The sequence below is a fragment of the Serratia sp. (in: enterobacteria) genome (assembly GCF_052400455.1).
GTDB classification, from domain to species: domain Bacteria; phylum Pseudomonadota; class Gammaproteobacteria; order Enterobacterales; family Enterobacteriaceae; genus Serratia; species Serratia ureilytica.
On the sequence record NZ_CP185812.1, the window covers coordinates 1099561 to 1123979 of the forward strand.

Below are 24419 nucleotides of genomic sequence, written 5' to 3' on the forward strand. Positions count from 1 at the left end.
AGAAACGCAACAAAGTTACGAAAAGATACATTTAGTTTATTGCATTTGTTCGCGGCTTGCTTGGCTAATTTGGCCTTTTTTGTAAAAAAGCAGAGGATTTCGCTTAAGGCGCGGCAATGAGGGAGTTTTGTGCCAGATAAACCAAATAACATTGATTTATCCGTAGGATAACCCGGATGAATAAATAATTTCATCCGGGCGGTTCGCGGGGTTATTGCGGTTTATGCTCCATATTGGGCAGTAGCGCGGTGATAATGCCGATCAGCGGTAGGAAAGCACAGATTTGGTAGACCAGCTCGATACTGGTCAAATCCGCGACATAGCCAAGAACTGCCGCACCTAACCCGCCCATACCGAAAGCAAAACCGAAGAATAAACCGGAAACCATGCCGACTTTACCGGGGATCAGCTCCTGTGCGTAGACCAGGATGGCGGAGAAAGCGGAGGCGAGAATAACCCCGATGATCACCGTCAAAATGCCGGTCCAGTACAGGGATGCATGGGGTAAAATAAGCGTAAATGGCGCTGCGCCAAGGATTGAGCCCCAAATAACGTATTTTCTCCCTATCTTGTCGCCAAGAGGCCCGCCGATGATGGTTCCGGCGGCTACCGCGAACAGGAAGGCGAACAGGTGAATTTGCGCATTCTGCACCGAAACGCCGAACTTATGTATCAGATAAAAGGTGTAATAGCTGCTGATGCTGGCCAGATAGAAGTATTTAGAGAAAATCAGCACCAGCAGAATGCCCAGCGAGTAGGCGACGGTACGTTTTGGCAACGGTTTCAGCATTGCGGGGCTTTTCGGCTGCCCTTTCGCCGCCCGATGCTGATGTTGGTACCACTTGCTGACCTGCAGCAATACCACGATCGCCAGCAGCGCCGCCAGCGTGAACCAGGCGACGTTGCCTTTGCCGTAAGGCGCGATGATCAGCGCGGCCAGCAGCGGGCCGAGCGAGCTGCCGAAGTTGCCGCCGACCTGGAACAGCGACTGCGCCAGGCCGTGTCGTCCGCCGGAGGCCATGCGCGCCACGCGCGAGGATTCCGGGTGGAATACCGATGAGCCGGTGCCCACCAGCGCCGCCGCCAGCAGCACCAGCGGGAAGGTGTTCGCCACCGACAGCAGCAGCAGGCCGGACAGGGTAAAGCCCATGCCGATAGGCAGTGAGTAAGGCTGCGGGTGTTTATCGGTGTAATAGCCGATCAGCGGTTGCAGCAGGGAAGCCGTTAGCTGATAGGTCAGGGTGATCATACCGATCTGCACGAAGCTGAGGTGGAAATCGGCTTGCAGGATCGGATAAATCGCCAGGATCAGCGACTGGATCATATCGTTGAGCAGGTGAGACACGCTGATGGCGCCAAGGATGGAGAAAGCGGTCCTCTTTACCGTACTGCCCTTGGCGGGCGGCATCGCGCTTTGGCTACTGTCGGTCATATTATTATTAGCCTGATAAGTTGTTGAGCACAGAGATGACATCTTAGGCAGGGCGTTCAATTTTTACCATATCTGAAATAATCAGACTCACATCGCAAAAAATTGAAATCAGCTGTCATTAATTCGCGCTACAATTTCGCCCTCATCATAAAAGCCATTTAATACACGGAGATCCGCCATGCGTTTTTCGCTGAAAACCACCGCATGCGCGTTGGCCGTATCCCTGACGCTGCTGTCGGGGGCCGCCAGTGCCTGGGAAAAGGATAAGACCTACGCCATCACCATTCTGCATACCAACGATCATCACGGTCACTTCTGGCAGAACGATCACGGTGAATACGGTCTGGGCGCGCAGAAAACCCTGGTGGACGGCATTCGCCGCGAAGTGGCGGCGCAGGGCGGCAGCGTGCTGTTGCTGTCCGGCGGCGATATCAACACCGGCGTGCCGGAATCGGATCTGCAGGACGCCGAGCCGGACTTCCGCGGCATGAACCTGGTGGGTTACGACGCGATGGCGATCGGCAACCACGAATTCGACAACCCGCTGAGCGTGCTGCGCCAGCAGGAGAAGTGGGCGACCTTCCCGCTCTTGTCCGCCAACATCTACCAGAAAAGCACAGGCCAGCGCCTGTTCAAGCCTTACGCCTTGTTCGACAAACAGGGCATCAAGATTGCCGTGATCGGCCTGACGACCGACGACACCGCCAAGATAGGCAATCCGGAGTACTTCACCGACATGGAGTTCCGCGTGCCGGCGCAGGAAGCGAAGCAGGTGGTGGAGCAACTGCGCAAGGACGAGAAGCCGGACGTGATCATCGCCGCCACCCATATGGGGCACTATGACAACGGCGAGCATGGCTCTAACGCGCCGGGCGACGTGGAGATGGCGCGCAGCCTGCCGGCGGGATATCTCGACATGATCGTCGGCGGCCACTCGCAGGATCCGGTGTGCATGGCCGGCGACGACCGCAAACAGGCGGATTATGTGCCGGGCACGCCATGCTCGCCGGATCGTCAGAACGGCACCTGGATCGTGCAGGCGCACGAGTGGGGCAAATACGTCGGGCGCGCCGATTTCGAATTCCGCAACGGCGAGCTGAAGCTGGTGCATTATCAGCTGATCCCGGTGAACCTGAAGAAGAAGGTGGAGAAAGCCGACGGCACCAGCGAGCGCGTGTACTACACCCAGCAGATTGCGGAAGATCCGACCATGATGAAGCTGCTGACGCCGTTCCAGGATAAGGGCAAGGCGCAGCTGGGCGTGAAGATCGGCAGCGTCAACGGCAAGCTTGAAGGCGATCGCAGCAAGGTGCGCTTCGTGCAGACCAACCTGGCGCGGGTGATGCTGGCGGCGCAGAGGGAGCGCGCCGACGCCGACTTCGCCGTGATGAGCGGCGGCGGGGTGCGCGATTCGATTGAAAGCGGCGATATCACCTACAAGAACGTGCTCAAGGTGCAGCCGTTCGGCAACACGCTGGTGCATGTCGATATGAAAGGCCGCGAGGTTGAACAGTATCTGGCGGTGGTGGCCAACATGAAGCCGGATTCCGGCGCCTATGCCCAGTTCGCCAACGTCAGCCTGGTGGCGGACGGCAAGGGCGTCAGCGAGGTGAAGATCAACGGCCAGCCGCTGCAGGCGGATAAAACTTACCGCATGGCGACGCTGAACTTCAACGCGCTGGGCGGCGACGGCTATCCGAAGCTGGACGGGCTGCCGAGCTACGTCAACACCGGCTTTATCGATGCCGAAGTGCTGAAGCAGTACATCGAGAAACACTCGCCGCTGGATGCGGCGGCCTACGAGCCGAAGGGCGAAATCGTCTATCGCTAGGGGCGTCGCGGAACGGCGCTCTCGCTTGTCGCGGGGGCGCCGTTCCCCCCTCGCTTTTCTCCTCTGCATCAATGCCTTTTGTCAGCGTTGCCGTTTTAAACGGCGTCTTACTTTCTTCTCTCCATATACGCCCTCGGCGGGCAGCCCGCCATATTCTTGAAAAAAGTGGCGAAGGCGCTGTCGCTGGAAAACGCCAGCCGACCGGCGACGTCGGATTGGCTCATCCCTGCGGCCAGCATCTCTATCGCTTTGATCAGGCGCCATTGCTGACGCCATTGTTGATAACCGAGCCCGGTTTCACGGCGGAAAATCCGGCTGATGGTTTTCTCGGAAGCGCCGCTATAGCGCGATAGCTCGTGCAGCGGCGGAAGCATGTCCAGATTGGCCAGATGGCGCAGGCGGCGGTCGCTGGGCAGCGGCAGCAGCGTCAGTTCGTGCGGCGCGGCGGCGATCTCGTCCAGGCAGACCGCCAGAATATTGGCGTAAGGCCCATGCTGCCAGTCGGTGTCGAAGGCGGCGAACGCGATGCGTTCCAACACCTCGCGCAGCAGCGGCGAGGCTGTCAGTACGGCAAGCTGCGCAGGCAGACAGGCATAGCGATCGGCGTCGAGATAAAGCGAACGGTAACCGACGACGCCGTTGACCTGAACGCGGTGAGCCACCTGCGGCGGGATCCAGGCGACTCTGCCCGGCGGCAGCATGCAGATGCTTTGGTTGAGCGTGATGCGCATGCTGCCTTGCTGACAGAACAGCAACTGCCCCCTGTCATGCCAATGCGTGCCCGAGTCGTGCTGCGCCAGTTCGGCGGCGATCCCGAGCACCCCGTTGTCGAGCGTATCCGGATTAAAACTGTCCTGCGCCTGCAGCCACGCCATAGTCTGTCCGATTTTGTAAATTTATTGTCTTTTATATTGTAATCGGCGCTGGGACCAGATGCTACCTTGTGCAGCCTATTCTTGGCTACAGGATCTGTTATGCAACGTAAACTGACGCTGACGTTGGCGACCTCGATGATGATGTTTCCCCAGGTGGTGGAGACCATCTACAGCCCTGCATTGACGCATATTGCGCACGGTTTCCGGGTCAGTGCGGAAATGGCGGCGCAAACGCTCTCTTGTTACTTTTTCGCCTTTGCGCTGGGCGTGGTGGTATGGGGGCGGATGTGCGACGTCATCGGACGCCGTCCCACCATTTTGGCCGGGCTGACGCTCTATCTGCTGGCTTCTCTCGTTGCGCTGTTCAGCGGCAGCTTCAGCGTACTGCTGGCCGCGCGGGTGCTGGCCGCCTTTGGCGCGGCGGTCGGTTCGGTCGGGACGCAAACGGCGATTCGCGATCGCTTCGACGGTTATGAATTGGCGCGGGTGTTCTCGGTGATGGGGATCGCCATGGCGATCAGCCCGGCGGTTGGCGTGTTGAGCGGCGCAGTGCTGACTCACTATTGGGGCTATCAGGGGGTGTTCGGCGGTTTGGCGCTGTTGGCGGCGCTGTTACTGGGCTATGCCGGTTGGCAACTGCCGGAGACGCGTCCGCAGCAGGTGGTGAAGAATTCATTTTTCGGCACGCTGGGACGGATGGTCAAGGACGGGGATATTTGGCTCAGCGCGCTGTTGGTGGCGTTGTTCAATATTTGCATGTTCAGCTATTACCAGCTGGCGCCATTCCACTTCTCGGCGTTGGCGCTGCCGGCACAGTGGTTCGGTTATACCGGTTTGGTGTTGGCGGCCGGGGTGGGTATCGGCGCGGCGATCAACAAGTTTTTGATCGGCAAGCACTGGCTGTTCCCCGCGCTGTTGATGCTGGCCTGCGGATTATCGCTGACCGGCGGCCTGCTGGTACTGCTGCTGGAAGGGACCTTGTGGTTCGTTCTGCCGATGATGCTGGTGGTGATGGCGTACGGTATCGCCATTCCCAATATTCTGGCGCGCGCGCTGCGCCATTATAAAGACTGCATGGGCACCGCCGGCGCCATCCTTGGCCTGATGTATTACCTGATGCTCGGCGGTGGCTTGGTGTTGGCGGGGCTGTCGCAGCACCTGGGCGCCGTGCTGTCGCTCTGCAGCCTCTGCGTGCTGCTGTTGGCGTGGCGGGTGGTGCACAACGAGCGTCGTTTGGCGATGCTTGAGAGTGAAAACGCCTGACGGCTATATGCTGGCCGGTTCACTCAGGTGGCCTGCCAGCAACTGGTGAATGCCGGCTATCACGGCGTCGCGCTGCGTGGTGATATACATATGCCCGCCGGCAAAAGTGCGCTGCTGAAAATCGCCTTGCGCGATCCGGCGCCAGTCGAGCAAATCCTGCCGATCGATCAGCTCGTCGTTTTCACCATAAAACATCGCCAGCGGGGCGGGGTAACCCGGTTGCTCAGGGAAAAGCAATTGGCTGGACAGCATCAGATCGGCACGGATCAGCGGCAGATAGTAATCGAGCAGCGCGCTGTCGTCGATGAGCGACGCATCCAGACCCTCGCCGGCACATAGCGCGTTCAACAAAGCGGCACGCGGCATTCTCAGCAACGAACTGTGGCGCGCCAGGAAGGGCGATGAACTGGCGGAAATGATCAACTGCAGCGGCGGCTGAGGCAGCGCCGTCGCTAACGCCAGCGCAACCCGTCCGCCAAGACTGTGGCCGAAAAAGATCAGCGGTTTGTCCTGCAGTGGCTGCAGTGCCGGCATCAGTTGATTGATGAGTGATTGGGGGTGACAGAGCGGCGCTTCGTTTGCCCGCTCCTCTCGACCGGGGTATTGCACGGCATAGAGTTCGATGTCCTGATGCAACGAGGGGCTCCACCCCTGAAAGGCAGTGGCGCCGGCGCCGGCATGAGGAAAAGCGATCAGCCGCAGGCTGCCCTGGCGCCCTGGCGTCAGCGGTTTCAAGCTGCGTGGGGCGTTGGGGAAGTGGGTGCAATGCATGGCGAAATCCGTATTTTCAGGGGGCCAAGGAAGCCTGAACTTCCTTGGCGTTAAGGAACGCATTCAGTTGATGGCGTTCCACAATTCATCGAAGATCGGCGTGAACAGCGTTGATTTCAGATAGTCTGAACCCGATGAACCGCCGGTACCTTTCCGCTGCCCGATAGTACGTTCCACCAGTTTCACATGGCGGTAACGCCACTCCTGCAGCAGTGAATCCAAATCCAGCAGTTGATTGAGCAGCAGCGACTCGCAGCTCGAACGCGTCAGCGATTGCCTGATGATGTCGTCGAAGCCTTGCGCCGCCTGATTGGGCTGATCATTGAGACGCATCAGATGGCCGCGTATTGCCTGCCATAGGGAAACCGGTTGGATGATAGCCGCCAATCGACGCTGTGCCTCTTCATCACCCTGATACTGCTGTAGTTTTTTCGGATTTTCCTTGCCGAGCAGCGCTTCTATGCCGGCGAACTGGTAGGATTGAAAACCGCTGGCGGTGCCGAGATAGCTGCGAAAACGCTGGAATTCGTGAAACTTCAGCGTGCAAATCACGGCGATCTGATTCACCACGGTTTGGGTAATGGCATTGACGCGCGTCATCGTTTCGATCGCCGCCGGTATATCTCCTTCTTCGATCTGCGCGATCGCCAGATGAAGCTCATCGATCAGCTGCTTGAACCAGAGCTCGTAGGTTTGATGAGTGATGATAAACAAGTTTTCATTGCGGTGTTCCGCAGACGGCGAGGCTGGCTGTTGCAGCGACAGCAGCTGGTTTAGCTGCAGATAGCTGGCGTAATTCATGATGTCACTTTCCCTGTAGAAAACGAAAATAAGATGGGCCGGCTGGGAAGGGCATCCCCGCTCAGATCCGGCAGTTGAATGGTCAGAAAATAGTGTCCCGCCGTGGCCTGCGCGGGAACCTGAATCAGCTCGGTCACGGAGGCGTATTTGCGCCCTTCTTGCGGCCTGTCGGGGGCCTCAAGCCCCCAAAAACGTCGATGGTTGTCCATGCGTCCGCCGTCGTATAGACGGTCGATCGACGGAATGTCCACCAACAGATGCTGGACGCCGAGTTCGACGATGCGCGCCAAGGCTTGATGGCTGAAGTAGGGCGCGCAGGACGCGGCGCGGAATTCGCTCGGCGCCTCGACCGCAATCACCAAAGCCTGCAGGTAGTCGCCCGACAACGGCGCCAACGCGTCATCGAGCGCCGCCCGGGTAATCAGCCAATCTTCACAGGCAGCGCTGGCGTTATAGCTCTCCACGGTCGCGTCCGCTCGCTGCGGCCTGATGCGAATCAGGGTGGCGGCGATGAACGGTTCAAGCGGCAAGTCAGCCACGTTGCGCGTTTCAGGAAGAATATGGCCGATGCATTCGGTGTGCGTACCATGGCAGTGCGGCACCAGGCTGATGCGCTCGGCGTTGCAGACCCCGCCATGACGCACGTTGGCGACGGTATCGCCGTAACTCAGCGGCGCCGAGTCGGCGGGGGCCACACCATAAAGGTTGGTTGGGTTATCGGCGAAGTCCAGCCTGGCCGAGAGCCGCAGCGGCTCTCGGTGGTCAAGGTGATGACAACGCCCTTGGTGGTACACCTCAATGCGTTTCATCGGCGACCTCGGCAGTTTTGCTCAAGGCCAGCGCGGTAAGTTCGCGGATCTGGCTGTGCATGATGAATTCGCGGATAGTCAGCGAGACGCCCATCTGTTGACGAATGGCGTGCAGCAGCTGCGGGATCTGCAGTGAATTTCCACCCAGGCTGAAGAAGCTGTCGCAGACGCTGATCTGCGTCTGTGACAATACTTGTTGCCAGATATGCTGCATGGCGCTTTCCGCCTCATTGGCCGCGGGCGTGTAGTCCGCTTCGGAAGCCGAGTAGCGGGTTTCCGGCGCCGGTAGCCGACGGATGTCGATTTTGTTGTTGTTGGTGAGCGGGAAGGCCGACAGCACCACAAAACCGGACGGGATCATGATATTCGGCAAACGGGCTTTCAGCGCCGTGCGTACCGCTTTTTCATTCAGCTCTTCGCCCGACGTTAACTGCAGGTAGCTGACGATGCGGGCCTGCTGGCCTTCACCGACAATTAAACTGAGTGACCGCTCGATATTGTCGAGGGACGATAGACTGAGATCGATTTCGCTCAACTCAATACGGTGGCCGCGAATTTTGACCTGGTGATCGTTCCGGCCGAGATACTCCAGCTGCCCCTGTCGATTAAAACGCACAATGTCGCCGGTGCGGTACATATAGCGCTCGGCGCCGAACGCCTGACGCCGTAGAAAGACCTTATCGCTCAGCGTCGGGTTGCGCCAATACCCCGGCGATACCCCTGCGCCGCCCAGCCACAGCTCACCAAATGCGCCGCTTGGCAGCGGGTTGCCGGCCTGATCCATGACCAGAACCTCAGTCGCCTGGATCGGCGTGCCGATACAGTCGCTTGCGCCTTCGTGAGTCAGATCGGCGCAGGTCGACCAGATGGTGGTTTCCGTCGGGCCATACACCTGCAGCACCCGTGTCGCGATACGTCGCAATTGCGTCAACAGGGCCGCCGGCATTTTCTCGCCGCCGCATAGCACGGTCAGGGGGCGTTGGCTCGCCGCCGGCAGGTGGTGGACGATGGTACTCCAGACGGTAGGTGTCGCTTGAATCACGCTGGGCTGCTGTCGCTCGATAAAGTGATACAGCTTGACCGGATCCATGGCGGTTTCTCGTGGACACAGCGTGACGTGCGCGCCGCCGGCCAGCGAGCAGAACAGTTCCAACCCAAAAATATCGAAGCTGATGCTGGTCAGGCTGAGCACCTTATCGCGCGCGCTCAGCGCCAGCCGCCCGACGAAGTCGTTGGTGAAATTGTTCAGGTTGCCATGCGTGATCATCACCCCTTTGGGGTTACCGGTTGAGCCTGAGGTGTACATGATGTAGGCCAGCGTATCGTCGGCTGGGATCGGCAACGCGTCGGCCGCTGCAGGATGAGAAACCAGCGAGTCGAAACCGACGGCGGGACTGGCCCAACCTTGCTCTGGCTCACCATCGGTCACCAGCAACCGGGCTTGCGCGTTCTCGATCATGTAGCTCACGCGGTCGGCCGGGTAGTGTACGTCAATCGGCACGTAGTGTTTGCCGGCTCTCAGCACGCCGAGCAGGAGCACGGCGACGTGGCAACTTTTCTCCATCATGACGCCGACCGAGAAAGGCCGGCTGTCGATGCGCAGCAATGCATGCGCGACGCGCTCAGACTGCGCCCACAGCTGACGGTAGCTGTACTGTTGCCGTTCGCAGCTGACGGCGAGGCTGTCAGGCTGAGTATGTGCCAACCGGCCAATGTGCATCAGCAGCGAGTCACGTGAACCTGCGTCGGCGTTGACGGCCAACTGTTGCAGCCACTGTTGTTCCCGTTCGCATAGCGGGTTGAGGGCAAGCTGCGCCGTATTGGCCGGCAGGGTGAGCAGTTGCCGCAGCGTTTGCTGATAGTTGTCCAACAGCATTTGCATGCTGGCGGGATAAAACAGTTCGCTGGCGTAATCGAGTTCGATGGTGACGGCGTCCTGTTCCACACTGAAGTTCCAGGTCATATCGAACATCGAGAAGCCGGACGAAAGCGGCAAGCGATGCAGAGTGCAATCGCGCAGGTTTTGTTGGCATACGTCACCGGCGTTCTGCAGGATAGCCATGATCTGGAATAACGGATTTTTATTCGACATCCGTTCGTATTCGATCTGGTGCAAGATCCGGTCGAAGGAGAGCTGCTGATGCTGGTAGGCGCCGATGCAGGTTTCCATCATGTTACCGATCAGTCCGGCCAGGGTGTCCTGTTCGCTCAGTTGGATACGCAGCGGTACGGTATTGACGTGGAAGCCGCTGACCTGCGCCTGATCCAGGTTATCCCGCGCTGCGATGGCGGTGCCGATGACGATATCCTGCTGCTGGGTATAACGGCTGAGCAGCAAACTTAATGCCGCGCAGAGCAAGGCGAAAGGCGTGGCGCCCAGCGCTTTGCCCCGTGACGCCAGCAGACCGGCTACGTCAGGCTGCAGCTGATAATGGATGCGCTCTCCGGCGTGCGTCGGCATTAGCGGGCGCGGTTTATCCAGCGGGAAGTCCAGTTCGCGGCAGTCTTGCAGTTGCTGTTGCCAATAAGCAACATCCGCCGGCGCAGGTGACGCGATGCCGCTATTGACGATGTCGATAGTTTGAATCTGCGGTTGCGGTGCGTCTAAGCCGTGGTGATCGTCGAGCTCGTTATAGCGCTGCCACAGATCGTTAAGGATCAGTTGTTCGCTCCAGGCATCGGTAATAATGTTGTGTTTTACCCAAATCAAAACATGGTGCTGCTGCTGATACTGGACCAGCCGAAGCACCAGCGGCGGACGAGCGGTGATGTCGAAAGGCGTGGCACACAGTTGGCGCACCCACTTTTCTGCCGACAGCGTTTGGCCTTCCACCCAGTGATCGGCAAGGCGAATCGGGGTATGTGGTTCTGCCAACTGATAGGCGATACCGTCGGTTTCGGTGAAACGAGTGCGCAGGCTTTCATGTTTTTCATAAATAAAATTGAGCGCCTGCTCAAAGCGGCCCAGATCAAGCGGGCCCTGGATGTCTATCGCCAGCGGCAGGTTGTAACTGCAGTCGTCAGGATTCAATGCGCTCAGGTACCAAAGCAGGTTCTGCTGTGGGCTGAGCGGCGCGCGGCGTTCGTCGCAGATCGCGATGGCGCGCTCCGCGGCAACGGCCTTATTCTCGATATATTCGGCCAGTTTGCGCACCGTATTGTGGCGGAACAGATCGGCGATGCTCAGGTGGCAGCAAAGATCGCGTGCGACGAGCGCGACGATTTTGCTCATGGTCAGCGAGTGCGCGCCCAGGTTGATGAACTCCTGGGTGACGTCGGCTTGCGGACAGCCGATCGCGTTGGCCACGATGCGCTCGAGAATGGCCTCCGTTTCGGTTTCCGGCGGTGTAAGGCGCTCATTCCGCTCATCCAGTGGCCAGTTTTCCAACTGTTGGCGGGCGATCTTGCCATTGATGGTCAGCGGCAGCGCCGGCAAGAAAATAAAGACGCTGGGGATCGCGGCGGGGTGGAGCAGTGTGACCAACGCGTGGCGCAGCGCGTCGATCGTCAGCTCAGGCGAAGCGGGTTGCACGAAGGCGGCGAGAATTTTGCCCGAGGGCTGGCTGCGAGCGACCACGCAGGCGCTTTCAACCAGTGGATGACTGCGGACGGCGCTTTCCACTTCTCCCATCTCGATGCGCACTCCGCGTATCTTCACCTGGTGATCACGGCGGCCGACGAAAATAATGTTGCCCTGTTCGTCCCATTTGGCGATGTCGCCGGTTCGATAAAGACGCTCTTCGGCCGCCATATACGGCAGCCGACAGATAATGAACTTCTCTGCGCTCAGCGCCTCTTGATGCAGGTAACCGTGCGCCAGGCCGCTGCCGGCGATGCACAGTTCGCCCTCAAAACCGACCGGCAGTGGATTATGGTGGAGATCAAGGATGTGGCAACGGTAGTTTTTCAGCGGTTTGCCAATGCAGTTCCAGGGAACGCCGGGACGATACTCGCACAGCGAAGTGGCAATGGAAGCCTCGGTCGGCCCGTAACCGTTGCACAATCGGGTGCGCTCGGCCCACCAGGCGACGACGTCTGCAGGCGGGGCATCTCCCATGACGATCATCGTCCGCAGTCCCGGCCACATTTCGCGGGGCAACAATTCCAGAATTGCCGGCGTAATAGTGATATGGCCGATATCGTGTTGAGTCAGATAGTCGTGCAGCGCGCCGACATCGGTATGCAGCTCCGAGGGCGCAAGATAAAGCGTCGCGCCGCTGACTAACGCGCCATAGACGTCCCAGCCGAAGGCGTCGAAACCCAGCGAGGCGATGGCCAGCACGCGGCTGCCTTGCGCCAGTCCAATGAAATCGCGGTGGTTTTGCGCCACGTTGCTCAGGCCTTCCCGCCCGATCATGACGCCTTTGGGCTTGCCTGTCGTCCCGGAGGTATAGCAGACGTAAGCCAGAGCGTCTCGCGATTGAGGGAGTTGCTCCGCATGGATGTTCAGCGAACGGTAATCAATGCTTGATGGCGCAATGCATGGCGCGTCGCCGGAGTGCAACGGCGAGTCGGCCAAAATCAGCGCGGGCTGTACGTCGTCAAGAATGCTTTGATTGCGTGCCGCTGGCGCCTGCGGGTCGAGCAGCACATAGGTTTTATTGCTTTTCAGTATCCCCAACAGCACGATCAGCAGCGTCGCTGACTTGTCCATCGAGACGGCGACGACCGAACTGGCGGCGCCGCTGTGTTCAAGCAGCCAACAGGCAAACTGATCCGAGGCGCGATCGATTTCGCCATAGCTGTATGTCTGGCCATCGGCATGCAGCGCGGCCTGTTGCGGATGAGCGGCGGCGGCGTGGCGGAACAAAGCGATGACGTCGTGCGCCAGGAGCTCGGCATCGTCGGTTGCGTTGAATTGGCTCAGGCGATGTAACGTGTGAGGTTGAGTAACAATGGGCGCGGCGATGGGATCGGCCGGATCTGCCAATAGCGCGTCAAGATAGTCGGTGAACGCGTTGAAACGCATGTCGTCGCCATACAGGGTAAGCTGAGTGCCGTCACCGCAAGCCGCTACGTCGACCATCACTCGTGGCTGGGCATAGCGTCCCTGTTTGAGCGCGCCGGTTTCATTAAAGAAGAAATGTTGCAGCTGTGCGGGGGACGTGATGTCCGCTACCGGCACCGTATGGAAGTCGGCGCCGGGTTGCCAGGTGAGATGGCAGAGATCGCTGCCGCAACGTCCCTGCATCTGATCGCCAAGACGCTCCATCAGCAATGCGGTCAATTCGCGCATGCGCGTCGGTGATTCGGCATAGTATTTACGCGCCAAGCGGTAGGGAAGTTCTTGTACCGGCGGTATACCGCCACGCGACAGCTCGACCACAATGTCGACAAGCCTTTCCTGCAGCAGGGGAAGTTGGGCGTCAGCGGCCATATCCGACAGCGCATCGCACAGATAAGCGGCCTGGCCGGCGGAGCTAAAGTACAGAGAGAAGTGTTCTTGGTTTTGCAGGGTGTCAATGTCGTTAATATTTTTTTTATTGGTTGCGAGCGTCAGCAGATTTTTTCCCTGCTGTTGCAGTCGTCGTATTGTTTCAGCGTTATTTTCAGTGGTGATAATAAGGTCGAGCTTTTCGGTTGGGCGGTGTTCGAGACTGATAAAGCTAACCTGATGGCCGTATTCCTGGATTTCGTCGGTTAATAATTTACCGCAGGCGCTGTCGCCGAAATAGCCAATATGAAGTAATTCCATTTTTGCTTCCTGAGAATAATGGTTTCCCTTGCGGAATATCAAAGGCGGTGGATTTTTATACCGGTTAATTAGATTTTTACATGCAGCGCATCGGCGATAGGCAAATCAGCCAGAATGCCCGATTTATTCAGCGCCACCAACATTTGCTCCGTGACGATATTATTGGTTTCCCACGGTTTAACATGCGTTGCTGGATAAGTGTCTGCGATGATGTCGATAATTTCCGCTTCTGTCAGTCCGAGTTGGCGCAACATGCAGGCGCTGAAATCTTTGGCGATAGCGTCGGTTGCGTAGCCTTCCAGGAAAGCCAAAATCGGTTGTTGCAACGCTTGCTTGGTCGCCGCGTCGCTGTGGCGCCAGATATGGCTCAGCACCTGCTGTGAGAAGCGGGCATGGCGGCCTTCATCCGCAACGTGATCTTTCATCACCAGATAGAAGGTCGGGAAGATATCTTCGTTGTTGATCACATCGATCAGATCGGTCGTCAGCGCCTGCTCCGACAGGGACACGCAAACCAGTCGCAGCAGTTCGCGCAGCCGTTCGTCGCCCATTGCCAACGATTGCGCCAGGGCATAGGAGGCCTCAGTATCTTTTGGCATCGGCAGCGGCGCAATGGATGTCATCAGCTCTACCTGATTGATCAGATCCAGCGCCACCAGGGCGTGATAGGACTCATCCACGACCACGGTCAGCGCGTCTAAGCGCATTTCAAGCGGAAAGTCTACGCCGACCGCGTTTTTGTAGAGCTTGTAACTGGAATCATTGATGATATCCAACTCGATGTTGGCGATGCCATTCAGGTAATGGTAGAGGGTTTGTACCTGAATATAGCGCAAGGCTTGTTCACCGAGCGCGGCAACGCGCGGATGGAGGCACAGCGGCAGACGTTCGAGGGGGAAGAAAAGGGTTGATTGGCTGTCCTGTTCGTTGAGAAGGCGACGCGGGCGGGAGCGGACAATCGCGGCGCGATCCCATTTTTTCAATGTGGTTTCAATGAGGCTCATCGGTTAATCCTTATTAATAGAGTTCTATTTCAATATCCGATTGTGAATAGGCGCAGCAGGCCAGAATAATATTCTCTTCTAACTCCTCTTCGCATAAGGCACTCTGTTTTTCATGGCGTATATTTCCGCTGATTAGAAGTAATTTGCAACAGCCGCACCTCCCCTTTCGGCATAGGTTGGGAATGTCGATATTTAATCTTTCAAAGTTTTCAAGCAGCGACGTTTCAGGACAAAAGTCACCGATGCCCGCGCCATCAAAAATAACTTGATGACCATCGGGCCCTGTATTTGCAGACATGGCGTGTTATTCCCTATGGAAGTCAGTGAGTGAGATCACATTTTAAAATTCATATAAGTAAATTGTTATTAATAATAGGTTGTGAGTTTTAATGGGGAGTAACGATAGCTTTGGCTTTGTTTATTGTCAACACGACACATTAAAAACATTAACATTATATTAAAGGTTGTTTCACATAATATAGTTCATATTCAAACTTTATTGCCTGGATTGTTTAGCATTTCTTATTATTGCTTGTTTTATAATATCAATAGGCAAAAATCGTTGTTCAGTGAATGGAAAACAGGACGTCGCCGCCTTCCAATGATAGCCTGAGCGACAATTTGGTTTTGATAACGCAAACAGGAAGATGACATGTTGAAAACCGCAGGCTGGCTGCTGCCCGCCATCGTGGCGCTGGCGGGGTGTTCGTCATCCGGCGAACGTCATGGACAAACCCTCAGCCAGGCGCTGGCGGCCCTCGGCCAGGACAAGGCGTTGGCCGGGGCGTCGAACGGCGTGATGGTGCGCGATGCCGACAGCGGCAAGGTGCTGTATCAGGCGCACGCGGAGCAGCGTTTGGCGCCGGCTTCCAACATGAAGATATTCACTTCTTTGGCGGCGTTCGGCGTGCTGGGGGCGGATTACCGGTTTGAAACCCGGCTGCTGACCGCCGGCGAGCAGCGCGGCGACACGTTGCGGGGAGATCTCTATCTGCAGGGCAGCGGCGATCCGACGCTGCATCCGGACGATCTCGACACCTTCGCCGCGGCGCTGGCGCAGCGCGGCATCCGTCATATACAGGGGCGGTTGTTGCTGGACGCCGGCGCCTTCGATCAAACGCCATTCGGCGCCGGCTGGAGCTGGGACGATGAACCCTTCGCCTTCGCTGCGTCGATCTCGGCGCTGAACTACGCCTTTACTCCCGGCGGCGATATCAACGTGGTGCAGGTGGATGTGCGGCCGGGCGCTCGCGCCGGCGCGCCGGGACGGGCGAGCTTCTATCCCGCCAATGACGCGGTGACGCTGGTCAATCGCACCACCACCGGCAGTCACACCGCGCTGACGTACGAGCGCCGGCCGGGCAGCAACCGGATCGTGGTCAGCGGCACCATCGCCGCACAGGCGGAGGCCAGCTCGCGATTGATTACCGTCGATCAACCGGCCCTCGTCGTCGGCGCTTTATTGCAACATGCTCTGCGCGCGCACGGCATCACCCTGCGCGGCAACGCTGAAGAGGGCGTGACGCCGGCCGGCGCACAGCTGCTGGCGCAAAAAACCTCGCCGCCGCTCTCCCGCCTGGTCGTCACCTTCCTGAAAGTGTCCAATAACGGCTACGGCGAGATATTGACCAAGGCGATGGGCCGCAAGACGCAGGGTAAAGGGGATTGGGCCGCCGGCCTTCAGGCGATAAACGGATTTGTGCAAAGCCAGGGCATAGCGGCCGACGCGTATCGCCAGGTGGACGGTTCAGGGCTGTCGCGCATGAACCAGATCACGCCGCAACAGCTGACGACGCTGCTGCTGGCGGCCAGAAAACAGCCGTGGTTCGCCGACTGGTATCGCGCCTTGCCCGTCGCGGGCGAGCCGGGGTTGCTGGTGGGCGGCACGCTGCGTAACCGCATGGTGAAAAGCGCGGCGGCGGGGCGCGCTCACGCCAAGAGCGGTTCCATGACCGGCGTATCGTCGCTCAGCGGCTATGTTGATTCGGCGACCGGGCGGCCGCTGGCGTTCGCCATCATCAGCAATAACTATCTGGTGCCCGGCGCGCAGGTGAAGGCGTTGGAGGACCGCCTGGTAGAAACGCTGGCGGCCTGTGACGCCACGGTGGTGTGCCGCTGAGTACGCGGCGTCAGTCGCGTTTGGCGATGTCGGCGAAGCTGCCGGCCAGCAGGCGGCACAGATCGGCGGCGGCCAGCTCGATATCCAGCCCGCGTTTGCCGCCGGAAACGTAAATGGTGGCGAACGCTTGCGCCGGGCTGTCGATCACCGTCGGCAGCCGTTTTTTCTGCCCCAGCGGGCTGATGCCGCCCACCAGATACCCGGTGACGCGCTGCGCCAGCTGCGGATCGGCCATCTCGGCCTTTTTGGCGCCGAGGGCGCGGGCAACCTTTTTCAGATCCAACTGGGTTGCGACCGGCGTGACCGCCACCGCCAGGTGTTTGGCGTCGCCGTTCAGCGCCACCAGCAAGGTTTTGTAAACCCGATCGGCATCCAGCCCCAGCTTTCTCACCGCCTCATCGCCGAAGTTGGTTTCGTCGCTGTCGTGGTGATAAGGATGAAGGGTGAAGGCGACCTTTTGTTTCTCAAGCAGAACGACTGCGGGCGTCATGATGTGTTGTCCAAAATGTCCCCGGCGGGGAAGGGGTGATAACCAGTCTTAAAAATACAAAAATCCAACCTGCCCGGCAACCTGAGCGGCTGTTACATAAAGCGGGTTGCCAAGATATTCACCGGGTTGCTACCCTGTTTACTGTAACCGTTAACACGGTTGCTATGCGTATAACTAGAATACAAGAAATTCCTCTTTGACTGGCCAATAGCGATATTGGCCACTTTTTTACCCCTGCGGCTGCAGCATCGCCGGCAGGTTATCCTCGCCATACAGGTGCAATGCGCCAACCGCCACCACATAGTCTCCGGCCGGCAGCGCCTCCAGCTGACGCCGCCAGTCGCGATTGCGCTGATGCATCAGCACGTCGTAAAGCCCGGCGCTGAAGGTGGCCGGCAGCGTGTCCAGCGTGCCGCGCGGTTTGGCGTCCAGCCACCAGCTCACCATGGTTTGCAGCAGCCGCGCGTTGGTATGCCAATGCTCCAGCGTATCGCGCAGCAGCGCGATGCCGCCTTCCGGCAGCTGTTCCAGCATCGCCAACTGCTGCTGCGCCCCCTCGAGTTCGATCACCGGTTTGTCCTGCGCTCTGGCGGCCTGCAGCAGCTGATAATCTACGCCGTACTCTGCGCGCAGACCCAGACGCTGGGCCTGCCGCGCCTGCATCATCAGCGCCACCTGCCAGCCGGGCAGGGTGGCGAAGGCGTGCGGATCGGCGCCCAGTTCGTGGCACAGCGCCAGCAGCTGTTGATATTCTTCGGCGGACAGGCGCTGTTCCAGCTCGGGCTGTTGCTCTGCGTGGTCGAAAGGGGAGGCGGCGCCGGTGATATCGGCTTCGACGATCAGCGCGTCGGCCTGTTGCAGCCGGGCGGCCAGCCGGGGCGGCAGCGGCGACATATCGACGGTGCCCATATGGATGCTGCCCACCAGATGGAGCCGACGCTCGCCCGGCAGAGTGATGTCCAGCGCCGGATAAGCGTAACTTTTGGGCGAGATCAGACCGAGAAAGGCGGCGAGGCGGCGTAACAGTTGACCCATACGGCGTGGCTCCTGAATAACGGGTGCGCGTTTTCGCGTGCAAGGCGAGGGAAAATCGTCATTCATGCTAAACGCTATCCGCCGCGCAGGGAAGCCCGGAAAACAGCGGGGCGCCTTGACGGCGCCCCGGAGCTTACTTCCTGGGTTTAAAACGCAGCAGCCGGTTGGCGTTGCTGACTACGGTAATCGATGACAGCGCCATCGCCGCGCCCGCCACCACCGGGCTGAGCAGCGTGCCGGTCAGCGGGTAGAGCACGCCGGCGGCGATCGGAATGCCCAGCGTATTGTAGATAAAGGCGCCGAACAGGTTCTGCTTCATGTTGCGCAGCGTGGCCTTCGACAGTTCCACCGCATCCGCCACGCCGTGCAGGCTGTGACGCATCAGGGTGATGGCGGCGGTCTCGATGGCGATGTCGCTGCCGCCGCCCATCGCGATGCCCACGTCGGCCTGCGCCAGCGCCGGGGCGTCGTTGATGCCGTCGCCGACCATCGCCACGCGTTGGCCCTGTGCCTGCAGCTGTTTGATCGCCGCCGCTTTGCCGTCCGGCAGCACGCCGGCAATCACCCGATCGATACCGGCCTCTTTGGCGATGGCGTTGGCGGTCACCGGGTTGTCGCCGGTCAGCATCACCAACTGATATCCCTGCTGGTGCAGGCGCTGCAGCGCCGCGATGCTGTCCTCGCGCAGCGGATCGCGAATGGCGAACAGCGCGGCCGGTTTACCGTCAACGGCCAGCAGCACCGGCGTCACGCCGCGTTCGGCCTGGGCGCGCATCGGCGCCTCCAGTTCGTCGGCCGCGACCTGATGTTGTTTCAGCAGCGCGGCGTTGCCCAGCAGCACCTGCACGCCGTCGATCTCCCCGCTGACGCCGGCGCCGCGCAGGGTGCGGAACTGCGCCACCTGCGGCAGCGTTTGCCCGGCGGCGCGTTCCATGATGGCGCGCGCCAGCGGGTGATTGGAGCCTTGTTCCAGCGCGGCGGCCCAGCCGAGCGCCTGCTGTTCGCTGACCTGATTGAAGGTCAGGATCTCCACCACCTGCGGTTTCCCTTCGGTCAGGGTGCCGGTTTTATCGAACACCAGGGTATCCAACTGGCTGGCCTGCTGCAGGGCGTCGGCGTCGCGCACCAGCACGCCGAATTCCGCCGCGCGGCCCACGCCGGAGATGATCGACATCGGCGTCGCCAATCCTAACGCACATGGGCAGGCGATGATCAGCACCGTGGTGGCGATCACCAGCGTATAGACCAGCTGCGGCTGCGGACCAAAGAAGTACCACACCGCCGCGCTGAACAGGGCGATCGCCACCACCGCCGGCACGAACACCGCCGAGACGCGGTCGGCCAACTGGCCAATCGCCGGCTTACTGCTCTGCGCCTGACGCACCAGTTTGATGATGCGCGCCAGCGTGGTTTGGCTGCCGATGGCGGCGGCGCGGAACAGCACGCTGCCGTCGTCGACTACCGTCCCGGCATGCACCGTGTCGCCGGGGCCTTTCTGCTGCGGCACCGCTTCGCCGGTCAGCATCGCTTCATCAAGCCAGACTTCGCCCTGCACGATTTCACCGTCGACCGGCACGCGATCGCCGGTGGTCAGCCGCAGCGTCATGCCGAGCTGCACCTCCGCCAGCGGAATATCGCGCTCGCCGTCGTCAGTCACCAGCCGCGCGGTGGGCGGTGTCAGATCGAGCAGCCGCTCCAGCGCCTGCGAAGAACGTTGGCGGGCGCGCTGTTCCAGCGCATGGCCGAGGTTGATCAAACCGATGATCATCGCGCTGGCCTCGTAATAGAGGTGACGCGCCTCCATCGGGAAGAAATCGGGCCAAATGTTGACGGCGATCGAATAGAGCCAGGCGGCGCCGGTGCCGAGCGCCACCAGGGTATCCATGGTGGCGCTGCCGTTCATCAATGCGCGCCAGGCGTTGCGGTAGAAGTGCCCGCCGGCGAACACCATCACCGCCAGGGTAATGACGCCGACCAGCAGCCAAGGGCGCTGGGTTTCCGGCGTCAGCGTCATGCTGCCGCCGAACAGCCCCCAGGCCATCAGCGGAATACCCAACGCCAGCCCCAGCGCCGCCTGCCAGCTAAAGCGCTTCATGTTGGCGCGTGCGGTCTGTTGCTGACGTTCGCGGCGTTCGGTTTCGTCCTGAATCATCTCGGCGCCGTAGCCGGCTTTTTCCACCGCCGCCACCAGCGCCTGCGCATCGGCGGCGCCTGTCACCAGCGCGCTGCGCTCCGCCAGGTTGACGCGCGCATGCTCCACGCCGGGAACGCTTTGCAGCGCCTGCTGCACCTTATTGACGCAGCTGGCGCAGGTCATGTCGCTGAGCAGCAGCTGTACGCTGTCGTCCGCGTTGTCGGTTGCCGGAAGAGAAGGCTGCGCCGCTGGCTGAACGTCCGGCAACGAAGGTGTTGCGTCAGTCAACGGCTCAGTTTTTGGGACGACGGTGCCCGCCACGCTGGCGTGATAACCGGCATGTTCCACCGCGGCGATCAGCGCCTGCGGATCGGCATCGCCGTACACTTTCGCGTTGTCGATCTCGACGTCGGCGGCGAACACGCCCGGCACCGCTTCCAGCGCCTTGCGGGTGCTGCCGACGCAGTGCATGCAGCTCAGGCCGCTCAGCTGCAGTTCGGTGTCGGCGCGCGGCGCGACTTCTGCCTGATAGCCGGCGGCGATCACGCTGTCGATCAATGCGCTGTCCGGCGCTTCGCCGGTCACTTTGGCGTAATGGACGTTAACCTCCGCCTGTTCGACATCGCTGCGGCTTTCCAGGGCTTTTTTCACCCGCTGCGCGCAGTTCATGCAGGACAACCCCTGCAATGCCAGCATAGTGGTGTGTGACATGATTGAACTCCTTGCGTAGAGGCGGTGTTTAAAGGTTGACCGCCTGACCTGTTTTCACTAAGAATGGAGCTTAAACCTTCCAGCAAGGGTAAGGTCAAGGAGGGAAAATGAATATTAGCGACGTCGCGAAAAAAACCGGTTTAACCAGCAAGACGATTCGTTTTTACGAAGAGAAAGCGCTGATTACCGCCCCGATCCGCAGCGACAACGGTTACCGCCACTATTCCGCCAAGCATGTCGAAGAGCTGACGCTGCTGCGTCAGGCGCGGCAGGTGGGCTTCAACCTGGACGAGTGCCGCGAGCTGGTAGCGTTGTTCAACGATCCGGCCCGCCACAGCGCCGACGTGAAGGCGCGCACGCTGCAGAAGGTGGCGGAGATCGAAAAGCACATCAGCGAGCTGGGGAACATGCGCCAGCGCCTGTTGACGCTGGCGGAACAATGCCCGGGCGACGAGGGGGCGGAGTGCCCCATCATCAATAACCTGGCGGGGTGTTGTCGTTCTAATTAACGGCTGATGGCGCGGATCACCAGCGTGACCCCTTCCACCGCCACCACTTCCACTTCGGTGCCGGCGGGCAGATCTTCCGCCGCCTGCGCGCGCCAGCTGCTGTCACCGATATTAATGCGCCCCATGCCGTTGTGCATCGGCTCCGTCAGCGTGGCGCGGGTGCCGATCAACTGACGGTTGCGCTGGTTGAGCACCGGCGAACCGCCGGATGCGGCCGCCGGGCGGCGACGCAGCCAGTACCACCACAGATAGGCGACGACGACGGTCAGGACGGCGAAGATCACGCCTTGCCATTCCCAGGAAAGCGGTGGCAGCAGCCAGATCAAGGCGCCGACCAACAGCGCCGCCACGCCGCTCCACAGCAGGTAGCCGCCGGCGCCGAGCATTTCCGCCGCCAGCAACACGCCCCCGAGGGAGAGCCAGAACCACAGCGGATTCGCCGCGATCAGTTCGAGCATGATTATTTGCCTTTGCTTTCTTTCAGCAGTTCGGTAATGCCGCCGATCGAGCCGAGCAGGCTGCTGGCGTCCAGCGGCATCATCACCACTTTACTGTTGCTGGAGGAACCGATCTTCTGCAGCGCGTCGGTGTATTTCTGCGCCACGAAGTAGTTCACCGCCTGAATGTTGCCGCTGGCGATGGCGTCGGATACCAGCTGGGTGGCGCGCGCCTCGGCCTCGGCGGCGCGTTCACGCGCTTCCGCCTGCAGGAACGCTGACTGGCGTTCGCCCTCGGCCTTCAGGATCTGCGATTGTTTCTCCCCCTCGGCGCGCAGAATGGCCGCCTGACGCACCCCTTCCGCCTCGAGAATGTCGGCGCGCTTGGTGCGCTCGGCCTTCATCTGGGCGTTCATCGAGGCGATCAGTTCCGCCGGTGGCCGCACGTCGCGGATCTCGATACGGGTGATTTTCACCCCCCACGGGTTGGTCGCTTCATCGACGATGTGCAGCAGGCGGCTGTTGATGCTGTCGCGCTGCGACAGCATTTCGTCCAGCTCCATCGAGCCGAGCACGGTGCGGAAGTTGGTCATGGTCAGGTTGACGATCGCCTGTTCAAGGTTGCTGACTTCGTAGGCGGCACGCGCCGGATCGACCACCTGGATAAAGCACACCGCGTCGATGGCGACGTTGGCGTTATCGCGGGAAATCACTTCCTGCGAAGGAATGTCCAGCACCTGCTCCATCATGTTGATTTTTCGGCCGATGCGGTCCATGAACGGCACCACCAGGTTCAGCCCCGGCATCAGCGTTTTGGTATAGCGGCCGAAGCGTTCTACCGTCCATTGGAACCCCTGCGGCACAATTTTGACGCCGGCGAACACCACAATCAGTGCGACGACGATCACGATGGGAATAAAAGTAAGCATGCAAACCTCCTGTCAGACATATGTAAACAGATATTACGACAGCGCCGGAAAAATGCCTACTGATACCGCCACTTAATCCAGGGCGCTGACGCAACCCGCGAGCGGTGGATCCCGCGTCTGGAACAGAGTGTTGTCACGACAAGTGTGGCACAGCTGAAAAATAAGTATGCCTAAATGGCATGATTTCAATAATTTTTATTCATTTCATGATGTTGCTCGCCTTGGCTAGAGTAAAAACACCCCCGTGTTTACCGTCAAAAATTTGTCATTTTCATTTGCGACTATGCTTTTTGAAATGACATTTCGGCCAAGGATTGTTATGGATTCGCTCAGTGTTGATGAACTCGCCCAGAAGAACGATCGCTGGTATCGCATTGTGGAGGAGATGTTGGCGGAAGCCGGCGTCGCCATCAACGGCCCGCGCGCCTGGGATATCCGGGTGCATAACCCGGCGCTGTTCAAACGCATTTTGCAGGAAGGCTCGCTCGGCTTCGGCGAAAGCTATATGGACGGCTGGTGGGAGTGCGAACGGCTGGACATGCTGTTCACACGCATTCTGCAGGCCGGCGTCGATGAACGGCTGCCGAAAAGCCTGAGCGACATCGCGCGCATCGCCTATGCCCGGCTGTTCAATCGCCAATCGCGCAAGCGCGCCTGGCAGGTGGGCAAAGAGCACTACGACATCGGCAACGACCTGTTCCGGGCGATGCTCGATCCTTATATGCAATACTCCTGCGGCTACTGGAAAGAGGCGCAGACGCTGGAGCAGGCGCAGCAGGCCAAGCTCAGGATGATCTGCGAAAAACTGCAGTTGAAACCGGGCATGACGCTGCTGGATATCGGCTGCGGCTGGGGCGGATTGGCGCAGTTTGCGGCGCAAAACTACGGCGTCTCGGTGCACGGCGTGACCATTTCGGCCGAGCAGCAGAAGCTGGCGCAGGAACGCTGCGCCGGGCTGGACGTCGAGATCTTGCTGCAGGATTACCGCGATCTGGATCGGCAGTTTGATCGCATCGTGTCGGTCGGCATGTTTGAGCACGTCGGGCCGAAAAACTATGAGACCTACTTCAGCGTCGCGGCGCGCAACCTGAAGCCCGACGGTCTGTTCCTTCTGCACACTATCGGTTCCAATCAGACCGATCTCAACGTCGACGCCTGGATAGACAAATACATCTTCCCCAACGGCTGCCTGCCTTCGGTGCGGCATATCGCCGAGGCCAGCGAAGGGCGTTTCGTGATGGAGGATTGGCACAACTTTGGCGCCGATTACGATCGCACGCTGATGGCTTGGCTGGAGAATTTCAAACGGGTGTGGCCGGATCTGATGGGCGGTTATTCCGAGCGCTTCGAACGCATGTTCACCTATTACCTGAACGCCTGCGCCGGCGCGTTCCGTTCGCGCAACATTCAGCTGTGGCAGGTGTTGTTCAGCCCGGCGGGCGTGGAGGGCGGGGTGCGGGTCTATCGCTAATCCCCGTCATATTTCAAGCTGGCTGCACGTTCGAGCCCTGGTCACTTAGTTATCTAAGCGCCCAGGGCTTCTCACATTTGCCGCCTGGATGCAGCTTCAAGTA

18 protein-coding genes are annotated in these 24419 nt (G+C 59.6%); 5 read left to right on the forward strand and 13 right to left on the reverse strand.

Translation table 11 applies throughout. From position 1 onward, the window contains the following. Nucleotides 1-211 precede the first annotated feature (211 nt). The gene (locus ACORQT_RS05250) at nucleotides 212-1432 is read right to left on the reverse strand and encodes an MFS transporter (RefSeq protein WP_033651115.1); all 1221 of its coding nucleotides are present in this window, start codon (nucleotides 1430-1432) and stop codon (nucleotides 212-214) included. A 178-nt stretch (nucleotides 1433-1610) separates the two neighbouring features. Here ACORQT_RS05250 and ushA point away from each other — a divergent pair, with 178 nt between their 5' ends. After that, entirely contained in the window at nucleotides 1611-3263 is a 1653-nt protein-coding gene (gene ushA, locus ACORQT_RS05255) for a bifunctional UDP-sugar hydrolase/5'-nucleotidase UshA (RefSeq protein WP_164057370.1), read from the forward strand. A 107-nt stretch (nucleotides 3264-3370) separates the two neighbouring features. On the opposite strand, the gene ACORQT_RS05260 is transcribed toward ushA, so the two are convergent. Continuing rightward, nucleotides 3371-4138 (reverse strand): AraC family transcriptional regulator, encoded by a 768-nt coding sequence (locus ACORQT_RS05260; protein ID WP_164057369.1) that lies wholly within the window; start codon nucleotides 4136-4138, stop codon nucleotides 3371-3373. 99 nt (nucleotides 4139-4237) lie between these two features. Here ACORQT_RS05260 and ACORQT_RS05265 point away from each other — a divergent pair, with 99 nt between their 5' ends. Then, the gene (locus ACORQT_RS05265) at nucleotides 4238-5401 is read left to right on the forward strand and encodes a multidrug effflux MFS transporter (RefSeq protein WP_164057368.1); all 1164 of its coding nucleotides are present in this window, start codon (nucleotides 4238-4240) and stop codon (nucleotides 5399-5401) included. Nucleotides 5402-5404: 3 nt separating this feature from the next. On the opposite strand, the gene ACORQT_RS05270 is transcribed toward ACORQT_RS05265, so the two are convergent. From ACORQT_RS05270 to ACORQT_RS05295, 6 genes are all read right to left on the reverse strand, one after another. Beyond that, nucleotides 5405-6172: a thioesterase II family protein gene (locus ACORQT_RS05270; protein WP_159085267.1), complete on the reverse strand. Its 768-nt coding sequence runs from the start codon at nucleotides 6170-6172 to the stop codon at nucleotides 5405-5407. 63 nt (nucleotides 6173-6235) lie between these two features. Beyond that, nucleotides 6236-6973, reverse strand: coding sequence for a tryptophan 2,3-dioxygenase family protein (locus ACORQT_RS05275; protein WP_042783814.1), 738 nt, complete (start codon nucleotides 6971-6973; stop codon nucleotides 6236-6238). Then, nucleotides 6970-7782 carry a cyclase family protein gene (locus tag ACORQT_RS05280; RefSeq protein WP_108680252.1) on the reverse strand — a complete coding sequence of 271 codons (813 nt, stop codon included), beginning with the start codon at nucleotides 7780-7782 and terminating at the stop codon, nucleotides 6970-6972. The genes ACORQT_RS05275 and ACORQT_RS05280 overlap by 4 nt, the downstream gene beginning before the upstream one ends. After that, a complete protein-coding gene (locus ACORQT_RS05285; RefSeq protein ID WP_164057367.1) occupies nucleotides 7769-13477 on the reverse strand; it encodes a non-ribosomal peptide synthetase in 5709 nt (1902 codons plus the stop codon). The genes ACORQT_RS05280 and ACORQT_RS05285 overlap by 14 nt, the downstream gene beginning before the upstream one ends. Nucleotides 13478-13545: 68 nt before the next feature. Then, complete coding sequence (locus ACORQT_RS05290; protein WP_164057366.1) at nucleotides 13546-14481, reverse strand: diiron oxygenase; 936 nt, start codon at nucleotides 14479-14481, stop codon at nucleotides 13546-13548. A 13-nt stretch (nucleotides 14482-14494) separates the two neighbouring features. Further along, nucleotides 14495-14779, reverse strand: coding sequence for a 2Fe-2S iron-sulfur cluster-binding protein (locus ACORQT_RS05295; RefSeq protein ID WP_071845084.1), 285 nt, complete (start codon nucleotides 14777-14779; stop codon nucleotides 14495-14497). A 354-nt stretch (nucleotides 14780-15133) separates the two neighbouring features. Here ACORQT_RS05295 and dacB point away from each other — a divergent pair, with 354 nt between their 5' ends. Next, a complete protein-coding gene (dacB, locus tag ACORQT_RS05300; RefSeq protein WP_164057838.1) occupies nucleotides 15134-16600 on the forward strand; it encodes a D-alanyl-D-alanine carboxypeptidase/D-alanyl-D-alanine endopeptidase in 1467 nt (488 codons plus the stop codon). A 10-nt stretch (nucleotides 16601-16610) separates the two neighbouring features. On the opposite strand, the gene ybaK is transcribed toward dacB, so the two are convergent. The 3 genes from ybaK to copA all read right to left on the reverse strand — a co-directional run bounded on the left by ybaK (nucleotide 16611) and on the right by copA (nucleotide 20970). Further along, nucleotides 16611-17090: a Cys-tRNA(Pro)/Cys-tRNA(Cys) deacylase YbaK gene (gene ybaK / locus ACORQT_RS05305; protein ID WP_004940240.1), complete on the reverse strand. Its 480-nt coding sequence runs from the start codon at nucleotides 17088-17090 to the stop codon at nucleotides 16611-16613. A 228-nt stretch (nucleotides 17091-17318) separates the two neighbouring features. Beyond that, nucleotides 17319-18125 (reverse strand): TraB/GumN family protein, encoded by an 807-nt coding sequence (locus ACORQT_RS05310; RefSeq protein ID WP_025301805.1) that lies wholly within the window; start codon nucleotides 18123-18125, stop codon nucleotides 17319-17321. Between the two features lie 133 nt (nucleotides 18126-18258). After that, the gene (gene copA / locus ACORQT_RS05315) at nucleotides 18259-20970 is read right to left on the reverse strand and encodes a copper-exporting P-type ATPase CopA (protein WP_164057839.1); all 2712 of its coding nucleotides are present in this window, start codon (nucleotides 20968-20970) and stop codon (nucleotides 18259-18261) included. Between the two features lie 107 nt (nucleotides 20971-21077). Here copA and cueR point away from each other — a divergent pair, with 107 nt between their 5' ends. After that, entirely contained in the window at nucleotides 21078-21479 is a 402-nt protein-coding gene (gene cueR, locus ACORQT_RS05320) for a Cu(I)-responsive transcriptional regulator (protein ID WP_025301807.1), read from the forward strand. On the opposite strand, the gene ACORQT_RS05325 is transcribed toward cueR, so the two are convergent. Together ACORQT_RS05325 and ACORQT_RS05330 are read right to left on the reverse strand one after the other, a co-directional pair. Next, nucleotides 21476-21937: an NfeD family protein gene (locus tag ACORQT_RS05325; protein WP_033642133.1), complete on the reverse strand. Its 462-nt coding sequence runs from the start codon at nucleotides 21935-21937 to the stop codon at nucleotides 21476-21478. The two genes, cueR and ACORQT_RS05325, sit on opposite strands and share 4 nt — an antisense overlap. Before the next feature lie 2 nt (nucleotides 21938-21939). After that, a complete protein-coding gene (locus ACORQT_RS05330; protein ID WP_164057840.1) occupies nucleotides 21940-22845 on the reverse strand; it encodes an SPFH domain-containing protein in 906 nt (301 codons plus the stop codon). A gap of 319 nt (nucleotides 22846-23164) precedes the next feature. On the opposite strand from ACORQT_RS05330, the gene cfa reads away from it, so the two are divergent. Further along, complete coding sequence (cfa, locus tag ACORQT_RS05335; protein WP_042783820.1) at nucleotides 23165-24316, forward strand: cyclopropane fatty acyl phospholipid synthase; 1152 nt, start codon at nucleotides 23165-23167, stop codon at nucleotides 24314-24316. Nucleotides 24317-24419: the final 103 nt, after the last annotated feature.